This window comes from Burkholderia sp. BCC0044 (assembly GCF_902832955.1).
GTDB lineage: Bacteria > Pseudomonadota > Gammaproteobacteria > Burkholderiales > Burkholderiaceae > Burkholderia.
Map to the genome: position 1 here is coordinate 1891497 of NZ_CADFDO010000001.1, position 20594 is coordinate 1912090.

General features: G+C 66.8%; 19 protein-coding genes and 1 tRNA gene. 10 read left to right on the plus strand and 10 right to left on the minus strand.

What is annotated here, in order from left to right:
• Positions 1-142 precede the first annotated feature (142 nt).
• The 9 genes from HWX14_RS08515 (at position 143) to HWX14_RS08555 (ending at position 8057) form a co-directional block, all read left to right on the plus strand.
• Positions 143-1138 carry a polyprenyl synthetase family protein gene (locus HWX14_RS08515; protein ID WP_034206340.1) on the plus strand — a complete coding sequence of 332 codons (996 nt, stop codon included), beginning with the start codon at positions 143-145 and terminating at the stop codon, positions 1136-1138.
• 149 nt (positions 1139-1287) lie between these two features.
• A tRNA-Pro gene (locus tag HWX14_RS08520) sits at positions 1288-1364 on the plus strand.
• A 142-nt stretch (positions 1365-1506) separates the two neighbouring features.
• The gene (locus tag HWX14_RS08525; protein WP_175882301.1) at positions 1507-2799 is read left to right on the plus strand and encodes an HlyC/CorC family transporter; all 1293 of its coding nucleotides are present in this window, start codon (positions 1507-1509) and stop codon (positions 2797-2799) included.
• A 110-nt stretch (positions 2800-2909) separates the two neighbouring features.
• Entirely contained in the window at positions 2910-4187 is a 1278-nt protein-coding gene (locus HWX14_RS08530) for an ATPase, T2SS/T4P/T4SS family (RefSeq protein ID WP_175882302.1), read from the plus strand.
• Positions 4184-5395, plus strand: a complete 1212-nt coding sequence (locus tag HWX14_RS08535) for a type II secretion system F family protein (protein ID WP_175882303.1) — start codon at positions 4184-4186, stop codon at positions 5393-5395. Before HWX14_RS08530 ends, HWX14_RS08535 begins: the two co-directional genes overlap by 4 nt.
• Before the next feature lie 46 nt (positions 5396-5441).
• Positions 5442-6353, plus strand: coding sequence for an A24 family peptidase (locus tag HWX14_RS08540; protein ID WP_175882304.1), 912 nt, complete (start codon positions 5442-5444; stop codon positions 6351-6353).
• Position 6354: 1 nt separating this feature from the next.
• Positions 6355-6963, plus strand: coding sequence for a dephospho-CoA kinase (coaE, locus tag HWX14_RS08545; protein ID WP_175882305.1), 609 nt, complete (start codon positions 6355-6357; stop codon positions 6961-6963).
• 109 nt (positions 6964-7072) lie between these two features.
• Complete coding sequence (gene zapD / locus HWX14_RS08550; RefSeq protein ID WP_126359588.1) at positions 7073-7828, plus strand: cell division protein ZapD; 756 nt, start codon at positions 7073-7075, stop codon at positions 7826-7828.
• A 28-nt stretch (positions 7829-7856) separates the two neighbouring features.
• Positions 7857-8057, plus strand: coding sequence for a DNA gyrase inhibitor YacG (locus HWX14_RS08555; RefSeq protein ID WP_175882306.1), 201 nt, complete (start codon positions 7857-7859; stop codon positions 8055-8057).
• A gap of 73 nt (positions 8058-8130) precedes the next feature.
• On the opposite strand, the gene HWX14_RS08560 is transcribed toward HWX14_RS08555, so the two are convergent.
• The 4 genes from HWX14_RS08560 to secA form a co-directional block, all read right to left on the minus strand.
• Positions 8131-8574: an NUDIX domain-containing protein gene (locus tag HWX14_RS08560; protein ID WP_175882307.1), complete on the minus strand. Its 444-nt coding sequence runs from the start codon at positions 8572-8574 to the stop codon at positions 8131-8133.
• Positions 8571-9440 (minus strand): ATP-binding protein, encoded by an 870-nt coding sequence (locus tag HWX14_RS08565; RefSeq protein ID WP_126359585.1) that lies wholly within the window; start codon positions 9438-9440, stop codon positions 8571-8573. The genes HWX14_RS08560 and HWX14_RS08565 overlap by 4 nt, the downstream gene beginning before the upstream one ends.
• 19 nt (positions 9441-9459) lie before the next feature.
• Positions 9460-10701, minus strand: a complete 1242-nt coding sequence (argJ, locus tag HWX14_RS08570) for a bifunctional glutamate N-acetyltransferase/amino-acid acetyltransferase ArgJ (RefSeq protein WP_175882308.1) — start codon at positions 10699-10701, stop codon at positions 9460-9462.
• A gap of 141 nt (positions 10702-10842) precedes the next feature.
• Positions 10843-13641 carry a preprotein translocase subunit SecA gene (gene secA / locus HWX14_RS08575; RefSeq protein WP_175882309.1) on the minus strand — a complete coding sequence of 933 codons (2799 nt, stop codon included), beginning with the start codon at positions 13639-13641 and terminating at the stop codon, positions 10843-10845.
• A gap of 256 nt (positions 13642-13897) precedes the next feature.
• Between secA and HWX14_RS08580 the strand changes: the two genes are divergently transcribed.
• A complete protein-coding gene (locus HWX14_RS08580; protein WP_175882310.1) occupies positions 13898-14374 on the plus strand; it encodes a DUF721 domain-containing protein in 477 nt (158 codons plus the stop codon).
• Between the two features lie 84 nt (positions 14375-14458).
• On the opposite strand, the gene lpxC is transcribed toward HWX14_RS08580, so the two are convergent.
• The 6 genes from lpxC to HWX14_RS08610 form a co-directional block, all read right to left on the minus strand.
• Positions 14459-15376 carry a UDP-3-O-acyl-N-acetylglucosamine deacetylase gene (gene lpxC, locus HWX14_RS08585; protein ID WP_011544505.1) on the minus strand — a complete coding sequence of 306 codons (918 nt, stop codon included), beginning with the start codon at positions 15374-15376 and terminating at the stop codon, positions 14459-14461.
• A 240-nt stretch (positions 15377-15616) separates the two neighbouring features.
• Positions 15617-16123, minus strand: coding sequence for a peroxiredoxin (locus HWX14_RS08590; RefSeq protein WP_175882311.1), 507 nt, complete (start codon positions 16121-16123; stop codon positions 15617-15619).
• 189 nt (positions 16124-16312) lie between these two features.
• A complete protein-coding gene (gene ftsZ / locus HWX14_RS08595) occupies positions 16313-17509 on the minus strand; it encodes a cell division protein FtsZ (RefSeq protein WP_021159911.1) in 1197 nt (398 codons plus the stop codon).
• 111 nt (positions 17510-17620) lie between these two features.
• Positions 17621-18853: a cell division protein FtsA gene (gene ftsA / locus HWX14_RS08600; protein ID WP_006487138.1), complete on the minus strand. Its 1233-nt coding sequence runs from the start codon at positions 18851-18853 to the stop codon at positions 17621-17623.
• A 26-nt stretch (positions 18854-18879) separates the two neighbouring features.
• Positions 18880-19632, minus strand: a complete 753-nt coding sequence (locus tag HWX14_RS08605) for a cell division protein FtsQ/DivIB (RefSeq protein ID WP_006477014.1) — start codon at positions 19630-19632, stop codon at positions 18880-18882.
• Positions 19633-19651: 19 nt separating this feature from the next.
• Complete coding sequence (locus tag HWX14_RS08610; protein WP_034206326.1) at positions 19652-20593, minus strand: D-alanine--D-alanine ligase; 942 nt, start codon at positions 20591-20593, stop codon at positions 19652-19654.
• Position 20594 lies beyond the last annotated feature (1 nt).

The following is a 20594-nucleotide window of genomic DNA, read 5'->3' on the forward strand; positions in this document are numbered from 1 at the left end:
CTTAGCACCCAAGTCAAAGCCGATCGACGATTGCCGCGCGCGGGCCTCGGCCGGACGGCCAAAATCGCGCCGCGGCGCGTCCGACAGACCGGCATATCGCGGATTCGACTTATAATCCGCGGCATCACCCAATTCCATCATCATGTCGTCGTCCACCGCCTCCCCCACCCTCAGCGCCGCCCACCTGCTCGCCCCGATCACCAGCGACATGGAGCAGGTGAATCGCGTTATCCGGCAAAGCCTCGCGTCCGACGTGCTGCTGATCAACCAGATCGCCGAGTACATCATCGGCGCGGGCGGCAAGCGGCTGCGTCCGGCGTTGCTGCTGCTCGTCGCCGGCGCGCTCGGCGAAACGTCGCACCAGCGGCACGTGCTGGCCGCCGTCGTCGAGTTCATCCACACGGCCACGCTGCTGCATGACGACGTCGTCGACGAATCCGAGCTGCGCCGCGGCCGCCAGACCGCCAATGCGCTGTTCGGCAACGCGGCGAGCGTGCTGGTAGGCGATTACCTCTACTCGCGCTCGTTCGAGATGATGGTCGGCGTCGGCAAGATGCGCGTGATGGAGATCCTGTCCGAAGCGACGACGATCATTTCGGAAGGCGAGGTGCTGCAGCTCCTGAACATGCACGACGCGGACGTCGACGAAGCGCGCTACATGCAGGTGATCCGCTACAAGACGGCGAAGCTGTTCGAGGCGTCGGCGCGCCTGGGCGCGGTGCTCGCGGGCGCCGATGCGCCGACCGAGGCCGCCGCCGCCGAATACGGTCGCCGGATCGGCACCGCGTTCCAGATCATGGACGACTGGCTCGACTATGCAGGCACCGCCGAGGCGATGGGCAAGAATGCCGGCGACGACCTGCGCGAAGGCAAGCCGACGCTGCCGCTCATCTATCTGATCGAACGCGGCACGCCCGAACAGTCGGCGCTCGCACGCGAGGCGATCGAACAGGGCGGCACCGATCGCTTCGACACGATTTTCGAGGCGATCACGCGCTCGGGTGCGCTCGACCACACGCTCGAATGCGCACGTCAGGAAGCGCAGGCGGCGGCGGCGGCGATTGCCGCGTTCCCCGATTCGATCTACAAGGAAAGCCTGCTCGGGTTGTGCTCATACTCGACGTCGCGGCAATCGTAACCACGCCGCGAACGCGAAGCGATGCGTTGTCTCGAAAATTTTCTTCGCCGAAGTATTCCCTTTTAGAAAAAACATCGTTATAGTTACGTTCTTGCTTGTGACGACGCAGCGATTCTTAACGAAGACGGCGAAGTCCGAAGAGCAAAAATCGGGGTGTAGCTTAGCCTGGTAGAGCGCTACGTTCGGGACGTAGAGGCCGGAGGTTCGAATCCTCTCACCCCGACCAGATTTAAAAAAACCGTGCACCCTGTGCACGGTTTTTTTTCGTCCGGCCGCCGCGGGCCCCGTCGTGTCGCGCGCGACACATCGCGGTCGCCGGCCTCTGCTATATTTCCCCCATCCCTGTCCTTCACTGCCCTTTCCAACGCGTGGACCAAATTCCCTTATGGGCGCAAATCGGCGCCGTCTTCCTGCTTCTCCTCTGTTCCAGCTTCTTTTCCATTTCCGAGACCGCGATGATGGCGCTCAATCGCCATCGGCTGAAGCATCTCGCCGGCCAGGGCGTACTCGGCGCGAAAACCACGCAGGGGCTGCTCACGCGCACTGACTTGCTGCTCAGCGTGATCCTGATCGGCAACAACCTGTTCAACACGATCATCCCGGTCCTCACGACGTCGCTCGCGCTCCATACGTTCGGCCGCAACAACCTCGCGCTGTCGATCGCGACCGGCGTCGTCGCGTTCCTGATCATCGTGTTCGCGGAAATCGCGCCGAAGATCGTCGGCGCGACGTTCCCCGAACGCATCGCGCTGCCCGCGAGCCTCGTGATCGCCCCGCTGATGCGCGTGTTCAAGCCGGTCGTCTGGTTCGTCAATGCCCTCGCGAACGGCGTGCTGTGGGTGCTGCGCATCAACACGAAGAAGGGCCGCGACCAGCGGATGTCGGCCGACGAACTGCGCGCCATCGTGCTCGAATCGAGCAGTTTCATGCCGACCAAGCACCGCAGCATCCTGCTCAACCTGTTCGACCTCGAGAACATCACGGTCGACGACGTGATGGTGCCGCGCCGCCAGATCGAGTCGCTCAACTTCTACGCGCCGCTCGACGACATCCTGCATCAGCTCGAAACCTGCTATCACAACCGCCTGGTCGTCTACGAAGGCGACATCGACAAGGTGCTCGGCGTGCTGCACGTGCGCAAGACGCTCACCGGGCTGCACAACCAGGATTTCGACCGCGAGACGCTGCGCGCGCTGCTCGCCGAACCGTACTACGTGCCGTCGGGCACGCCGGTCGTCCAGCAGCTCCAGTTCTTCCAGGAAACCCGGCAGCGCACCGCGCTCGTCGTCAACGAGTACGGCGAGCTCGAAGGGCTCGTCACGCCCGAGGACATCATCGAGGAACTGATCGGCGAATTCACGACGTCGATGCCGCGCAGCGAACGCGCGGGCGGCTGGGACGAGAACGGCGAATGCATCGTCTCGGCCAGCATGCCGCTGCGCGAACTGAACCGCTGGCTGCACCTGAAACTGCCGACCGACGGGCCGAAGACGCTGAATGGGCTGGTACTCGAGATCCTCGAGGAAATTCCGGAAGACGACGTGTGCCTGAAAATCGGCGACGTGATGCTCGAGGTGATGCGCAGCGACGATCAGGCGGTGCGCACCGTCAAGCTCTTCAAGCCGCGCGGCACGCGCGCCGGACGCGCCGCCTCGCGCTAGGGCCTGTTCACGCTAACAAGGCCCTAGCCGAACGGCCGACTGTCGGCGCCGCCTGCGCCGCGCGATCATCTGCGCATCACGGTCAACAGGCGGCCAGCGTGCCGGCTCACATGCATTTCCCTTCCTCCGCGGCGCCGCCGCACACGCAGTCGGCGCCCGCACACGCCGACGCGTCGGCCGCCGCCGCACGTCCAGCGCTCGATGCGGCCCAGCTCGACGATGCCCCCGCCGTACGGCTGCTGACGGACACGCTGCACGCGGCGCGCGTGCGCGACGCGTCGGACATCCACGTCGAGCCGTTCGAAGCCGGCTGGCGCATCCGTCTGCGCATCGACGGCGTGCTGCATGAACACGCGCGGCCACCGCTGCACCTGCGCGACGCACTCGTCACGCGGATCAAGGTGCTCTCGCGCATGGATATCGCCGAGCGGCGGCTTCCGCAGGACGGCCGGCTGCGCATCGCGATCGACGGCGGCACGCGCGGCGACTATCGCGTCAGTTCGCTGCCCACGCTGTTCGGCGAAAAGCTCGTGCTGCGGCGGCTCGAAACGCTGCCGCCCGATCTCACGCTTGCGAACCTCGGCTTCGATGCCCGGCAGGCGGCCGCGATGGAGGCCGCGATCCGCGCGCCGCATGGCCTCGTGCTCGTCACCGGCCCGACCGGCAGCGGCAAGACGCTATCGCTCTACTGCGCGCTGCAGATGCTCGATCGCGACGCGCACAACGTCTGCACGGTCGAGGATCCCGCCGAGATCCAGCTCGACGGGATCAACCAGGTCGGGGTCGCCGACAAGGCGGGGCTCACGTTCGCGACGGCACTGCGCGCACTGTTGCGGCAGGATCCGGACGTCATCATGGTCGGCGAGATTCGCGATGCGGAGACGGCCGATGTCGCGATCAAGGCCGCGCAGACCGGCCATCTCGTGCTGTCGACGCTGCACACGAACGACGCGCCGGCCGCCGTCGCGCGGCTGCTCGACATCGGCGTCGCGCCGTACAACCTGGCGGCCGCACTCCACCTCGTCACCGCGCAGCGCCTCGTCCGGCGCCTGTGCGTCGCGTGCCGCGTGCATTCGGACGCATCGGCGCGCGCGCTGCGGGAAGCCGGCTGCGATCCGGCGGCGCTGGCGGCCGGCTGGCGGCCGTTCGTCGCGCGCGGCTGTTCCGCCTGTCACGGGATCGGCTATCGCGGACGCATCGGCCTGCATCAGACGATGCCGGTATCGCCCGCGCTGGCCGAGCGCATCGTCGCGCGGGCGAGCGTCGGCGAACTCGCGCAATGCGTGGCGGCCGAGGGCGTGCGCACCCTGCGCGACGCGGCTTTCGCGCGCGTCATGGACGGCACGACGAGCCTCGCGGAAGCCGTCGCCGCCACCCCGGCGGCATGAGCATGCGCACGCCGCCGCGCGAAACCCGCTTTGCATGGCGCGGCCGCGATCGCGACGGCTCGCCGCGCCGCGGGACAGTCATCGCGTTCGATGCCGCGGCCGCGCGCGCCACGCTCTCGCGCGACGGCATCGCGGTCCTGTCGCTCGACGTCCGCGGCCCGGCCCGTCCGCCTGCGGCGGCCGCGCGCGACATCACGCGCTTCACGCGCCAGCTCGCGAGCCTGCTGCAGGCCGGCCTGCCGCTCGCGCCGTCGCTCGAGATGCTCGCGCGCACCCGCACGCGCGACGGCGTGCCGCGCATTGCCGCGGGGCTCGCCCGCGAGATCGTCGGCGGCCGGCGTTTCGCCGATGCGCTCGCACGCTATCCATCGCAATTCGGCACGCTGTATCGCCAGTTGATCGAAGTCGGCGAGGCGTCCGGTTCGCTGGACATCGTGCTGACGCGGGTCGCGGAACATCGCGAGCGTGCCGATGCGCAATGGCGCAAGCTGCGCGCCGCGCTCGCGTATCCGGCCGCCGTCATCCTGTTCGCGCTCGCGATCTCGGCCGCATTGATGGTGTGGGTCGTGCCGACCTTCCGGCAGATCTTCGACGGTTTCGATGCCGCGCTGCCGGCGCCGACCCGTGCGCTGCTCGCGGTGTCCGCCGCGCTGTCGGCGTGGGGCGGAGTCCTTCTGGCCGGCGCGGCCGCGATGGGGCTTGCCGCGCAGCATGCGCTTCGTCGCTCGGCCGCGCTGCGTCATGCGCTCGCGCGGCGCCTGCTGCACGCTCCGGTCGCGGGCAGCGCGCTGGAGCGGTTCGCGGCCGCTCGCTGGTGCCGGTCGCTGGCGACGCTGCTCGGCGCCGGCGTGCCGCTCGCCGATGCGTTCGCCACGCTCGAGCGCACGGCCGGCCATCCGGTGTTCGCGCACGCCACCGCGCATATCGCCGCACGCGTGCTGCGCGGCGTGCGTCTGGCCGATGCGATGCATTCGGCCGGCTGCTTTCCGGACGATGTCGTGCAGCCGATCGCCGTCGCCGAGGAATCCGGTGCGCTCGACACGATGCTCGCCGACATCGCCGCGCTGTGCGAACGCCAGCTCGACGCGCGCCTCGAGGCGCTCGCGGCGCTCGGCGAACCGTTGATCGTGATCGTCCTGGGCGCCCTCGTCGGCGGCCTCGTGATCGCGATGTACCTGCCCATCCTTCAGCTCGGCAACGTGGTGTAGCATCGCAACCGATTCTGTCGCCTTTTAAGTCCGAACCTTGAGCCTCATGACGCCAGCGCCCCTGTCCGCCGTTTCCGATTCGCCCGAGAGCACGCTGCTCGCGCTGGCGATGCTGCCGCCCGCGCTGCAGTATGCGTTCGCGGTCGTCATCGGCCTTTGCATCGGCAGCTTCCTGAACGTGGTCGTGCACCGGTTGCCCGTGATGATGCAGCGCGCGTGGCAGGCCGAGATCGCCGAAGCGACGGGCAACGCGAGCGCCCCGCCCGACGACGGCTATCCGCCGCGCTACGATCTGTGGCGCCCGCGCAGCGCCTGCCCGCACTGCGGCCACGTATTGCGCGCGTGGGAAAACATTCCGCTCGTCAGCTACCTGATGCTGCGCGGGCGCTGCCGGCGTTGCGGCCATGCGATCGGGCTCCGCTATGTGCTCGTCGAGATCGCGTGCGCACTACTCGCCGCCGGCTCGCTCGCGGCGTTCGGCCCGACCGTCGCCGCGCTTGCCGCGTTCGCGCTGTGCGCGGCGCTGCTCGCGATGAGCGCGATCGATATCCGGACCGGCTACCTGCCCGACTCGATGACGCTGCCGCTGCTGTGGGCCGGGCTCGTGCTGAACCTCGGCGGCACCTTCACGTCGCTGCGTTCGGCCGTGATCGGCGCGATGGCCGGCTACCTGTTCCTGTGGTCGATCTACTGGCTGTTCAAATGGCTGCGCGGCATCGAGGGCATCGGTTTCGGCGACCTGAAGCTGCTTGCCGCGCTCGGCGCATGGATGGGCTGGGCCGCGCTGCCGCAGGTCGTGCTGTTCGCCGCGGTGACCGGCGCGATCGTCGGGCTCGTCGCGACCTGGCGCGGCCGCATGCGCTTCGAGGAGCCGATTCCGTTCGGCCCGTTCCTCGCGGCCGGCGGCGTCGCCACGCTGTTTTTCGGCACCCCTTTCTATGCGGCGCTCGGAGGCTGACATGTTTTCCGTAGGACTCACGGGCGGCATCGGCAGCGGCAAGACGACCGTCGCCGACCTGTTCGGCGCCCGCGGCGCATCGCTCGTCGATACCGACCTGATTGCGCACCGCATCACCGCGCCGGGCGGCCTCGCGATGCCGGCGATCGAGCAGGCTTTCGGTCAGGGCTTCGTGGCCGCCGACGGCTCGCTCGATCGTGCACAAATGCGCACGCTGATCTTCAGCGACGACGACGCGCGCCGGCGCCTCGAAGCGATCACGCACCCGTTGATCCGCGCGGAGACCGATCGCGAGGCGCGCGAAGCACAAGGCCCGTACGTGATGTTCGTCGTGCCGCTGCTCGTCGAGTCGGGCACCTGGAAGGCGCGCAGCAATCGCGTGCTCGTCGTCGACTGCCCGGTCGAAACACAGATCGCGCGCGTGATGCGGCGCAACGGTTTCACGCGCGAACAGGTCGAAGCGATCATCGCGCGACAGGCGACGCGCGAAGCCCGCCTCGCGGCGGCCGACGACGTGATCGTCAACGACGCGGTCACGCCCGATGCACTCGCCGCGCAGGTCGATGCACTGCACCAACGCTACGTCGGATTCGCGGCCGCCGCACACTGAGCATCGCGGGCAATCGTGATGGTGTACGAAATTGGCGCGTTGCTAGGGTAGAGAGGGGGCATTAGAATGTCTTTCATTGTTTCAATCCCTACCCAAGAGGCGAGCGCGCTTGATTCTTTACGAGTATCCGTTCAACGAGCGAATTCGCACGCTGTTGCGTCTCGAAGATCTGTTCGAGCGCTTCGCGTTCTTTTTGGCTCAGGAGGACCCGCGTGAACACCACGTCGCACTGACGACGCTGTTCGAAATCGCCGAGGTAACGGGCCGCGCGGACCTGAAATCGGATCTGATGAAGGAGCTCGAACGTCAACGCCAGACGCTCGCCCCCTTTCGCGGCAATCCGGGCATCGAGCAGAACGCGCTCGAGGCCGTGCTCGGCGAAATCGAGCAGACGCTCGCGAATCTCGCGCAGATGCAGGGCAAGACCGGCCAGCATCTCATCGACAACGAGTGGCTCGCCAGCATCCGCAGCCGCGCAGTGATTCCGGGCGGCACGTGCAAGTTCGACCTGCCGTCGTACTACGCGTGGCAGCAATGGCCCGCCGAGCAGCGGCGCCAGGACATCACGAAGTGGATCCTGCCGATGCTGCCGTTGCGCGACGCCGCGGCGATCGTGCTGCGGCTCGCGCGCGAATCGGGTCAGGCGTCGAAGGTCATGGCGATGCAGGGCAGCTACCAGCAGATGCTGTCCGGGCGCAGCTACCAGTTGATGCAGGTGCGCGTGTCGCCGGAGCTGCGCGTGATTCCCGAGGCGAGCGCCAACAAATACATGCTGTGGGTACGGTTCACCATGCAGGACGGCGACGTGCGGCCGCGCGCGGTGGACATCGACGTGCCGTTCCATCTGACCCTGTGTAATCTGTAACGGCCGCGAGCCGGTTCAACGCTTTCGTATGACTACCGTTGTGAAATGTCCTTCGTGCGGCGCGGAAGTGCGCTGGACGCCTGAAAACAAGTTCCGTCCCTTCTGTTCGGCCCGCTGCAAGCAGCTCGACCTCGGCGCATGGGCGGCGGAAAAGTATCGGATCGGCGGTTCTTCCGACGAGGGTCCTTCGTCGGAAGAAGACGGCACCGACAACCGCCGCAACAGCTGAGCGGCGCGCGGCGCCGCCGTCCGCCGTGCCGTCCGCCCGATATGGCCCGCGTTTCAGGCAGGCCGCCGCGGCGTCATTGCGACGCCGCTTCCTTCTCGAGCAGTTCGAGCACCGGCAGCGCCGCCGGCAACAGCGGCGCGACCTCGACCGGCAGTTGCTGCCACACGAACGCCTGCCCTTCCTTGCTGTGCGGCTCGCCCGTCCAGCCCGTCACCTTGCAGAAATAGAGCCGCACGTACGCGTGCGGATAATCGTGCTCGAGCGTGTGCCAGCGATGGCTGGCCGTGACTTCGATGCCGAGTTCCTCGTGCAGCTCGCGCGCCAGCGCGTCCTCGACGCTTTCGCCGGCCTCCAGCTTGCCGCCCGGAAACTCCCAGTAACCTTCATACGGCTTGCCCTTCAGCCGCTGCGCGAGCAGATATCGACCATCCGGCTGCACCATCACGCCGACCGCGACTTCCGTCACCTTGCGACCATCCGGCGCCCGCACGGCGTCCTGTGCCCGATCCGCGCTCATGCCTGCTCCTTGCGGCCCGACCAGTCCCGCGCGAACTGCCACGCGACACGGCCCGAGCGCGAACCGCGCTCGAGCGCCCATACGAGCGCGTCGCCGCGCGCGGTCTCGATCTCCGCATCCGGGCAGCCGAAGTGACGCAGCCAGTGCGCGACGATGCCGAGGTAGTCGTCCTGCTTGAACGGATAGAAGCTGACCCACAGGCCGAAGCGCTCCGACAGCGAGATCTTCTCCTCGACGACTTCGCCGGGGTGAATCTCGCCGTCCGGCAGATGCTTGTACGACTCGTTGTCGCTCATGTACTCGGGCAGCAGATGGCGGCGGTTCGACGTCGCGTAGATCAGCACGTTGTCCGACTGCGCGGCGATCGACCCGTCGAGCGCGACCTTCAGCGCCTTGTAGCCCGATTCGCCATCCTCGAACGACAGGTCGTCGCAAAACACGATGAACCGCTCCGGACGCTGCGAGATCAGGTCGACGATGTCGCCGAGATCGTGCAGGTCGTCCTTGTCGACTTCGATCAGGCGCAGCCCGTCGTTCGCGTACGCATTCAGGCACGCCTTGATCAGCGACGACTTGCCGGTACCGCGCGCGCCGGTCAGCAGCACGTTGTTGGCCGGCTTGCGCTGCACGAACTGCCGCGTGTTCTGGTCGATCAGCGCCTTCTGACGATCGATGTTGTGCAGGTCGCCGAGCGTGATCGACGACACGGCCGGTACCGGCTGCAGGTAACCGCGCCCCTGGCGCTTGCGCCAGCGGAACGCATGCGCCGCATTCCAGTCGATGGCCGCCGGTGCGGGCGGCAGCATCCCTTCGAGACGGCCGAGCAGCGCTTCCGCGCGCGTCAGAAACTGTTCAAGCTTGTCCATGTCGTTCGAGCGCTCCCGATCAGGAGCGGTAATCCGCGTTGATGCTCACGTAATCGTGCGACAGGTCGCACGTCCAGACGGTGGCCTGCGCGTCGCCACGGCCGAGCAGCACGCGGATCGTGATCTCGCTCTGCTTCATCACGCGCTGGCCGTCCTCTTCCTGGTAGGCCGGGTTGCGGCCGCCTGCCTTCGCGACGAGCACGTCGTCCAGATAGAGGTCGATCTTGCCGACGTCGAGATCCGCGACGCCCGCATAGCCGATCGCCGCGAGAATCCGGCCGAGGTTGGGGTCGGATGCGTAGAAGGCCGTCTTCACGAGCGGCGAATGGCCGATCGCGTACGCGATCTGGCGGCATTCGGCGACGCTCTTGCCGCCTTCGACCTGCACCGTCATGAATTTCGTCGCGCCTTCGCCGTCGCGCACGATCAGTTGCGACAGCACCTGCGCGACTTCCGTCACCGCGTCGCGCAGCGCCGCATAGGCGGGCGAATCGGTCGACGTGATCGCCGGCAGCGTGCTCTTGCCCGACGCGATCAGGATGAACGAGTCGTTGGTCGACGTGTCGCCGTCGATCGTGATGCAGTTGAACGAGCGGTCGGCGACTTCCTTCACGAGCGTGTCGAGCACCGGCTGCGCGACGTTCGCATCGAACGCGAGGAAGCCGAGCATCGTCGCCATGTTCGGCTTGATCATGCCCGCGCCCTTGCTGATGCCCGTCAGCGTGACCGTGTGACCGTCGATCGTCACCTGGCGCGACGTCGCCTTCGGCAGCGTGTCGGTCGTCATGATCGCCTGCGCGGCGTCGAACCAGTTCGCGGCCTGGCGGTTCGCGAGCGCGGCCGGCAGACCGGCCTTCAGGCGGTCGATCGGCAGCGGCTCGAGGATCACGCCGGTCGAGAACGGCAGCACCTGCGCCGGCTCGATGCCCGCGAGACGCGCGAGTTCCGTGCAGGTCTCGCGGGCGTTCACGAGGCCCGGCTCGCCGGTGCCCGCGTTCGCATTGCCCGTATTCACGACCAGCGCGCGGATGCCCGCGCCGCCCGCACGTACCTTCGCCAGATGCTCGCGGCAGACGGTGACCGGCGCTGCGCAGAAACGGTTTTCGGTGAACACGCCCGCGACCGTCGCGCCTTCGTCGACGGAAATGACCAGCACGTCCTTGCGATTCGGCTTGCGGATGTTCGCTTCCGCCCAGCCGAGCGTGACGCCGGCGACGGGATGCAGTTGGGCGGGATCGATCGACGGAAAATTGACAGCCATGGGGCACACCTGCCGGATGGAAAATGCCGGCACGCGCCGGCATCGATTGGAAGACCGGCGGCCACGAGCGGGCCGCCACAACTCACATCACTGACTCGACGCTGCGAACGACGCGGCACGCGTGACGCGCGCCGCCGCCGATCATGACAGCTTCCCGTGACATTGCTTGTACTTCTTGCCGCTGCCGCACGGGCACGGATCGTTGCGGCCGACCTTCGGCATTTCGCCGCCGGGGCCGCTGTGCGTCATCGCGCTGCCGACCATGTCGGCCGTCGCCGTGGCCGCCGCGGCGGCCGTGACGTTCGCCACCGGCGCGCCGGCGTCCGCGTAGTCGGCATGCTGGTATTCGACGTTCTCGAGATGACCGCCGCGTTCCTCGATCTGCTCGGCCGCCTCTTCGAGCTGCTCCGGCGACTGGATCTGCACGTTCATCACGATGCGCGTGACTTCCTGCTTGATCGCGTCGAGCATCGCGGCGAACAGCTCGAACGCCTCGCGCTTGTACTCCTGCTTCGGGTTCTTCTGCGCATAGCCGCGCAGATGGATGCCCTGACGCAGGTGGTCGAGCGCCGCGAGGTGCTCGCGCCACAGGCGGTCGACCGTCTGCAGCATCACCGAACGCTCGAACGCGCTGAACGATTCGCGGCCGACCAGCGCGACCTTCGCGTCGTACTGCTCGTCGGCGGCCGTCGTCACCGCGTCGAGAATCTCCTCGGCCGTGATCGACGAGGACTCGTTGACCATTTCCTGGATCGCGAGATCGAGCTGCCAGTCGTTGCGCAGCGCTTCCTCGAGCTCGGGCACGTCCCACTGCTCCTCGATGCTGCCTTCCGGCACGAACTGGCGGACGACTTCAGTGATCACGCCGTGACGCATCGCGGTGATCGTCTCGGTGATGTCGTGCGCCTCGAGCAGTTCGTTGCGCTGCTGGTAGATCACCTTGCGCTGGTCGTTCGACACGTCGTCGTATTCGAGCAGCTGCTTGCGGATGTCGAAGTTGCGCGCTTCGACCTTGCGCTGCGCCGATTCGATCGACCGGGTGACGATGCCCGCCTCGATCGCCTCGCCTTCCGGCATCTTCAGGCGATCCATGATCGAGCGCACGCGGTCGCCCGCGAAGATGCGCAGCAGCGGATCGTCGAGCGACAGGTAGAAGCGCGACGAGCCCGGATCGCCCTGGCGACCCGCACGGCCGCGTAGCTGGTTGTCGATCCGGCGCGATTCGTGGCGCTCGGTGCCGATGATGTGCAGGCCGCCCGCGGCCTTCACCTGCTCGTGCAGCGTTTCCCACTCGTCATGCAGTTGCTTGATGCGGCGCGCCTTTTCGTCGGCGGGGATCGCATCGTCGGCCTCGATGAACGCGGCCTGCTTCTCGGCGTTGCCGCCGAGCACGATGTCGGTACCGCGACCGGCCATGTTGGTCGCGATCGTCACGCGGTTCGGACGGCCGGCTTCCGCGACGATCGCCGCTTCACGCTCGTGCTGCTTCGCGTTCAGCACTTCGTGCGGCAGCCCGGCCTGCTTCAGCAGGTGCGACAGCAGTTCGGAGTTCTCGATCGACGTCGTGCCGACCAGCACCGGCTGGCCACGCTCGTAGCAGTCGCGGATGTCGCGGATCACCGCGTCGTAGCGCTCCTTGGCCGTCTTGTAGATCTGGTCCTGCTTGTCGATCCGCTTCGGCGGGCGGTTGGTCGGGATCACGACCGTCTCGAGACCGTAGATCTCGTTGAATTCGTACGCTTCGGTGTCCGCGGTACCGGTCATGCCGGCCAGCTTCGCGTACATCCGGAAGTAGTTCTGGAACGTGATCGACGCGAGCGTCTGGTTCTCGCTCTGGATCTTCACGTGCTCCTTCGCCTCGACCGCCTGGTGCAGGCCGTCGGACCAGCGGCGGCCGGCCATCAGGCGGCCCGTGAATTCGTCGACGATGACCACTTCGCCGTTCTGCACGACGTAGTGCTGATCCTTGTGGAACAGCGTGTGGGCACGCAGCGCCGCGTACACGTGGTGCATCAGCGTGATGTTCTGCGGCGCGTACAGGCTCTCGCCCTCGCCGATCAGGCCCCATTCGGCGAGCAGGCGCTCGGCCTTCTCGTGGCCCGCTTCCGTCAGGAACACCTGGCGTGCCTTCTCGTCGAGCGTGTAGTCGCCCGGCTTCTCGACGCCCGTGCCATCGGCCTTCTCTTCGCCGATCTGGCGCTCGAGCAGCGGCGGCAGTGCGTTCATCCGCACGTACAGTTCGGTGTGATCCTCGGCCTGGCCCGAAATGATCAGCGGCGTACGCGCTTCGTCGATCAGGATCGAGTCCACTTCGTCGACGACCGCGAAGTTCAGCGCCCGCTGCACGCGCGCGTCGGTCTCGTAGACCATGTTGTCGCGCAGGTAGTCGAAGCCGAATTCGTTGTTCGTGCCGTACGTGATGTCCGCCGCGTACGCCTGCTGCTTCTGGTCGTGCTCCATGCCGGACAGGTTGATGCCGACCGACAGACCGAGGAAGTTGTAGAGGCGCGCCATCCATTCGGCGTCGCGCTGCGCGAGGTAGTCGTTGACGGTCACGACGTGCACACCGCGGCCGGCCAGCGCATTCAGGTACACGGGCAGCGTCGCGACGAGCGTCTTGCCCTCGCCGGTGCGCATTTCCGCGATCTTGCCGTAGTGGAGCACCATGCCGCCGATCATCTGCACGTCGAAGTGCCGCATCTTCAGCACGCGGCGGCTCGCCTCGCGGCAGACCGCGAAGGCCTCGGGCAGCAGCTTGTCGAGCGACTCCCCGGCCGCGACCCGCTGGCGGAATTCATCCGTCTTGCCGCGCAACTGGTCGTCCGTCAGCTTCTCGATCTGCGTTTCGAGCGCATTGATCGTCGCGACGGTCTTTTGGTATTGCTTGACGAGCCGCTGGTTGCGGCTGCCAAAAATTTTCTGGAGAAAACCGGTTGTCATCGGATCGGATCCTGCGTCGCAGCACCGGCGCCCGGCGCGTGTTGCGCGCCCCGGCGCCCGAGCCTCGGCGGCTTAGCGAATTAGTGGACTCAAACGTCGAATTTTAGCACGCGGGGACGCGTGCGCCTGCGTCCCGGCCGGACGGCCATTGCGCGCCGGGGCCGGGCGGACGGCGCCGAAAGCCGCCCGTGCACAGGCCGGCGCGGGTACAATCGGCTGCAACGTCCGCGCGCGTGCGCGCTCGAAGAATGCCTCGATGAACCGATTTTCCAAGCGTTTCGGCCCACTCGCCGCCTATCGCCCGCAACCCGTGTCCGAAGTGCTCGGCCGTACCGACGCGTTCGCGGCGCTGCGCGCCGGCGTCGAGCAGATCGCGTCGCTGCAGCGCGACCTGGGCGAGTGCCTGCCCGACTATCTGGCGAATCACGTCGAACCGGGCTTCATCAAGGACGGTACCCTGACCCTCTTTGCCGCGCACAATGCGCTCGCCGCCCGGCTGCGACAGGTCGAAGTGCGGCTGCTCGGCGATCTCCAGAAGCGCGGCTGGCCCGTGACGACGCTGCGCGTGCGCGTGCGGCCGAAGGACGCGCCGGAACCGCCGCACGTGAAACAGGCGCGGATGACTTCGGCCGGCGCCGCCGCGCTGCGCGACCTCGCCGACCACCTCGAACCATCGCCGCTGCAGGCGGCGCTCGCGCGGATGGCGGCGCGGCACGGCGCGAAGCCGCGTTGACCGTACATGCCGCCGCCGACGGGCGGCCGGCCAACGAAAAAGCGACCCGAAGGTCGCTTTTTTATCGCTTGCGCTGAACGCCGATCACGCGAAGGCCGTCTGCGCGTCGAACGCGAACCCCTTCGGCGCAGCCTGCGGATCGTCGAACGTCACGATCTCGTACGCGTCTTCGTGTGCGAGCAATTCGCGCAGCAGCGCGTTGTTCAGGCCGTGGCCCGACTTGTACGCGGTGTACGACGCCAGCAGCGGATGACCGATCACGTACAGGTCGCCGATCGCGTCGAGCATCTTGTGCTTCACGAACTCGTCGTCGTAGCGCAGCCCGTCGTTGTTCAGGATCCGGTACTCGTCGAGCACGATCGCATTGTCCATGCTGCCGCCGCGCGCCAGGCCGATCTCGCGCAGCATCTCGGCCTCGTGCGCGAAGCCGAACGTGCGCGCACGCGCGATCTCGCGCACGTACGACGTGGTCGCGAAATCGACTTCGAGCTCCTGGCCGGTCTTGTCGACGGCCGGGTGGCGGAAGTCGATCGAGAACTTCAGCTTGAAGCCGAAATACGGATCGAGACGCGCGAACTTGTCGCCATCGCGGATTTCGACCGGCTTCGTCACCTTGATGAAGCGCTTCGGCGCGTTCTGCTCCTCGATGCCGGCGGACTGGATCAGGAACACGAACGTGGCCGCGCTGCCGTCCATGATCGGGATTTCCTCGGCCGTCACGTCGACATACAGGTTGTCGATGCCGAGCCCCGCACACGCGGACATCAGGTGCTCGACCGTCGACACGCGCACGCCATCCTTCTGCAGCACCGACGCGAGCCGCGTGTCGCCGATCGACATCGCCGATGCGGGAATGTCGACCGGCGTGGGCAGGTCGACGCGTGAAAACACGATGCCCGTGCCGGGCGCGGCGGGACGGAGCGTCAACTCGATCTTGCGGCCCGAGTGGACACCGATACCCACGGTCTTCACGATGGATTTGATGGTGCGCTGCTTCAACATGGTCTTCTTCGTCTTGATTGAAGATATCAATCAGGAGTTATATTCGATAGGCGGGATTATAGCGTAATTCCCAATTCAACGCTGTTTGAAACTGCGTATCAATCTGTTTCGACAGTTTACCCGCGCCGATACGGGACGGGCCGATGCCCGGAACGGAGGCGTTTCCGGTCATCGGCCCGTGTTACAACTGCCCCGAGGCCGGTGAGCAACGTTGCCGGAAGGCAACGGCGCACCGCACGATCAGGACGTCAACGTCGCGAGAACACTCACCGCATCGCTCACTTCGAATTTGCCCGGCGCCTCGACGGCCAGCGTCTTGACCACACCGCCGTCAATCACCATCGCGTAGCGCAGGGAACGAATTCCCATGCCACGCGCGGACAAATCCTGCGTCAGCCCCAGCGCATGAGTGAAAGCCGCGCTGCCGTCCGCCATCATGCGCACCTTGCCCGCGGTGTGCAGATCACGTCCCCATGCGCCCATCACGAATGCGTCGTTGACGGACACGCACCAGATCTCGTCGACACCCGCCGCGCGCAGTTGCTCGGCGTGCTCGACGTAGCCCGGCACATGCTGCGCCGAGCAGGTCGGCGTGAACGCGCCCGGCAATCCGAAGATCACCACCCGCTTTCCCGCAACCTGGTCGCGCACGCTGAAGGCATTCGGCCCCAGCGTGCACCCTTCGCGCGCGTCGTCGACGAATTCGAACAATTGCGCGTCGGGCAGCGCGTCGCCCACTTGAATCATGGCTGGTCCCTCATAGCGATACGGTTTTTCAGCGTGTCGCGGACAGCACGGCCCATCCCGCTTCGCTCACGCGAAGAGGGCACGTTTCCCGGCCCGGCGTCGCATCCGACGCGGCCTGTCGTGGTCCGTGGCATCCGTCACGCCGGCGTTACCGCGGCAACTTCGCCGCGGCTTCGCCTGTGTGCGTCGTCAGTCAGCCTGCTTGCGCAGGAAAGCCGGGATGTCGTACGTGTCGACCCCCTTCTCCTGCAGCGCCTGCACGTGCGATGCCGCGGTTTCGCGCGAGTTGCGCCACACCGCCGGCGTATCGAGCGCGCCGTAGTCGGCCGTGCTGACGTGATGCGCCGGCGCATAGCCGTGCGATACCGCGCTGACCGGCTGGTTGTCCGTACCGGTGCGCAGCAGCGTCATCGGTGCCGACTGCTGCTTCTTCGCCGCACGGCCCAGACCCGTCGCCACGACCGTCACGCGCAGCGCATCGCCCATCGCGTCGTCGTACACCGCACCGAAGATCACCGTCGCATCTTCCGCCGCGTAGCTCTTGATCGTGTTCATCACTTCGCGCGTTTCCGACAGACGCAGCGAACGGCTCGACGTGATGTTGACCAGCACGCCGCGCGCGCCCGACAGATCGACGCCTTCGAGCAGCGGGCTCGCCACGGCCTGTTCCGCCGCGAGGCGTGCGCGATCGACGCCGGCGACCGTCGCCGTGCCCATCATCGCCTTGCCCTGCTCGCCCATCACCGTCTTCACGTCTTCGAAGTCGACGTTCACGAGGCCGTCGACGTTGATGATTTCCGCGATACCCGCCACCGCGTTGTTCAACACGTCGTCCGCGCACTGGAAGCACTTGTCCATCTCGGCGTCATCGCCCATCACGTCGAACAGCTTGTCGTTCAGGACGACGATCAGCGAGTCGACGTGATCCTCCAGTTGCTGCGAGCCTGCTTCGGCGACGCGCATGCGCTTGCCGCCTTCGAACTCGAACGGCTTGCTGACGACACCGACCGTCAGGATGCCCATCTCCTTCGCGATCTGCGCGACCACCGGTGCCGCGCCCGTGCCCGTGCCACCGCCCATGCCGGCCGTGATGAACACCATGTGCGCGCCGCGCAGTGCGTCGGCGATGCGCTCGCGCGCTTCTTCCGCTGCCGCACGACCCATTTCCGGCTTCGCGCCGGCGCCCAGACCCGTGTTGCCGAGCTGGATCACCGACGATGCGCGCGAACGCGACAGCGCCTGCGCGTCCGTGTTCATCACGATGAAGTCGACGCCCTGCACGCCGCGGTTGATCATGTGCTGGACGGCATTGCCGCCAGCGCCGCCAACGCCGACCACCTTGATGATGGTGCCGTTGGTTTCGGTTTCCAGCATTTCGAATTCCATGTTGCCTCCGTCAAGAGAATGACTGCTACTCGGCCGTTATTCGGCAGGAGATCGGGCAACCCCCTGTCGCGCGCCAGCCGCCGGCACCAGCGCGAATTTCGATTCGGTTCGTCAGAAGTTGCTCAGGAACCATTCCTTCATCCGCGAGAACACCTGCCCCGCGTTGCCGGACTGCACGGCGACCTTGCGGCCGCGCATGCGCTGCGCACTGCCTTCGACGAGCAGCCCCATCGCCGTCGAGTAGCGCGGATTGCGCACGACGTCGGAGAGGCCGCCTGCATATTCCGGCGCGCCGATGCGCACCGGTTTCAGGAAAATGTCTTCGCCGAGCTCGACCATGCCGGGCATCATCGACGCGCCGCCGGTAATGACCACGCCGGAGCTCAGGAGTTCTTCGTAACCCGACTCGCGCACGACCTGCTGCACGAGCGAGAACAGTTCCTCGACGCGCGGCTCGATCACGGCCGCGAGCGCCTGGCGCGACAGCGTGCGCGGGCCGCGTTCGCCGAGGCCCGGCACTTCCACCATTTCGTCCGGATCGGCGAGCGCCTGCTTCGCGATCCCGTAGCCGACCTTGATGTCTTCCGCATCCGGCGTCGGCGTGCGCAGCGCCATCGCGATGTCGCTCGTGATCTGGTCGCCGGCGATCGGGATCACCGCCGTGTGACGGATCGCGCCTTCCGCGAAGATCGCGATGTCGGTCGTGCCGCCGCCGATGTCGACCAGCACCACGCCGAGATCCTTCTCGTCTTCCGTCAGCACCGCCAGCGACGACGCGAGCGGCTGCAGGATCAGGTCGTTCACTTCCAGCCCGCAGCGGCGCACGCACTTGACGATGTTCTGCGCGGCGCTCACCGCGCCCGTCACGATGTGCACCTTCACTTCCAGCCGGATGCCGCTCATCCCGATCGGCTCGCGCACGTCTTCCTGGCCGTCGATGATGAATTCCTGCGTGAGGATGTGCAGCACCTGCTGATCGGTCGGGATGTTGATCGCCTTCGCGGTCTCGATCACGCGCGCGACGTCCGTCTGCGTGACTTCCTTGTCCTTGATCGCGACCATCCCGCTCGAGTTGAAGCTGCGGATGTGGCTGCCCGCGATCCCCGTGAACACGTTGGTGATCTTGCAGTCGGCCATCAGCTCGGCTTCCTCGAGCGCGCGCTGGATCGACTGCACGGTGGCCTCGATGTTGACCACCACACCTTTCTTCAGACCCTTCGACTCGCTCTGGCCGAGACCGATCACCTCGTAGTGACCCTCGCCCTTCAGCTCGGCGACGATGGCCACCACCTTCGACGTGCCGATGTCGAGGGAAACCAGCAGATCCTTGTAGTCTTTGCTCATAAAGTGCTCTTGCGTGTGATCTCTCGTTACTTCTTGCGCTTGTCGGTATCGGTCAGGAACCGCATGCCTGCCGCGCGAATCGCGAATCCGTTCGGATAGCGCAGATCCGCGTACTCGATGTCGTTGCCCCAACGCTCCGTGACGGCCGGCCACGCGGCCACCAGACGCTGGCTCCGGTCATGCAGCGTGTCGCTGTTGCGTTCCTTGCCCAGCTCGACCTGCATGCCGTTCGACAGCTTCACCGTCCACGCGTACCGCGCCGACAGCGTCACTTCTTCCGGCGCCGCCTTCAGCGGCGCAAACCATTTCCCGAAGTCGCGATACCGCGTGACGACTTCCTTCGCACTGCCTTCCGGGCCGTCGAACGCCGGCAGTTCCTGCTCCAGCTCGCCCTGGTTCGCGGTGAACAGCTCGCCGTCGACGCTCACCAGCTGATCGCTGCCCCAGGTCCCGAGCGGTTTGTACTCCTCGAGCGTGACAGCCAGCGCATTCGGCCACACCCGGCGCACGCTCGCGTGACGCACCCACGGCATCTGCTCGAACGCGGCGCGCGCCGTATCGAGATCGACCGTGAAGAAATTGCCCTTCAGCCGGCCGACCACGCCCGCGCGCACCGTCGGCGAGTTGATGTGCTCGGTGTCGCCGTCGATCCGGATCTCCCGCAGCGCGAACGTCGGGCGCTGGATCAGCCAGTAGCAACCGGCCGCCGCCAACACGAGCAGCAGCAGCGCGTACAGCGCGCTGGCGGCAAGGTTGAGTTGGCGAACGTTGTTCCACATACGTCGTTCCGTTCCTGCGTCAGTCGTTGAGCGTGAGCGACAGCACCTTCACGACCAGCTCCGAATAGCCGATGCCGACCGCGCGCGCGGCCTTCGGCGGCAGCGAGTGGTCGGTCATCCCGGGGGCCGTGTTCACTTCCAGGAAATACGCATTGCCGGCCGCGTCGAGCATGAAATCCGCGCGGCCCCAGTCGGTGCAGCCGAGCACGTCGAACGCGCGGCGCGCGATGCGCTTCAGTTCCGCTTCCTGTTGCGCCGGCAGGCCGCACGGGATCAGGTACTGCGTATCGTCGGCGACGTACTTCGCGTGGTAGTCGTAGAACTCGCCCGCCGGCACGATCTTGATCAACGGCAGGTCGAGATCGCCGGCGATGCACGCGGTGTATTCGCCGCCGCCCTCGATGCTCTTCTCGACGATCACGATCTTGTCGTGCGTCGCGGCTTCCGCGAGCGCGGCCGGCAGCGCGTCGGCCGTCTTCACCTTCAGCACCGCGACGCTCGAGCCTTCGCTCGCCGGCTTCACGAACAGCGGCAGGCCGAGCTTCGCGACGATGTCGGTCGCGCGCGCGGCCAGGTCGTCGCCGCGCATCACCGTCTCGAACGGCGGCGTCGGCACGCCCGTCTGCTGCCACACGAGCTTCGTGCGGAACTTGTCGAGGCCGAGCGCCGAGCCGAGCACGCCGCTGCCCGTGTAGCGGATCCCGTAGAAATCGAGTGCGCCCTGGATCTGGCCGTTCTCGCCGTAGCCGCCGTGCAGCGCGTTGAACGCGCGCACGAAACCTTCGTCCTTCAGCGCCGACAGCGGCCGCTCGGCCGGGTCGAACGGATGCGCATCGACGCCCGCGTCACGCAGGCCCTGCAGCACGAGGCGGCCCGAGGTGAGCGACACCTCGCGCTCGGCGGATTCGCCGCCGAACAACACCGCCACCTTGCCGAAACGTTTCGGATCGATTCCGCTCATG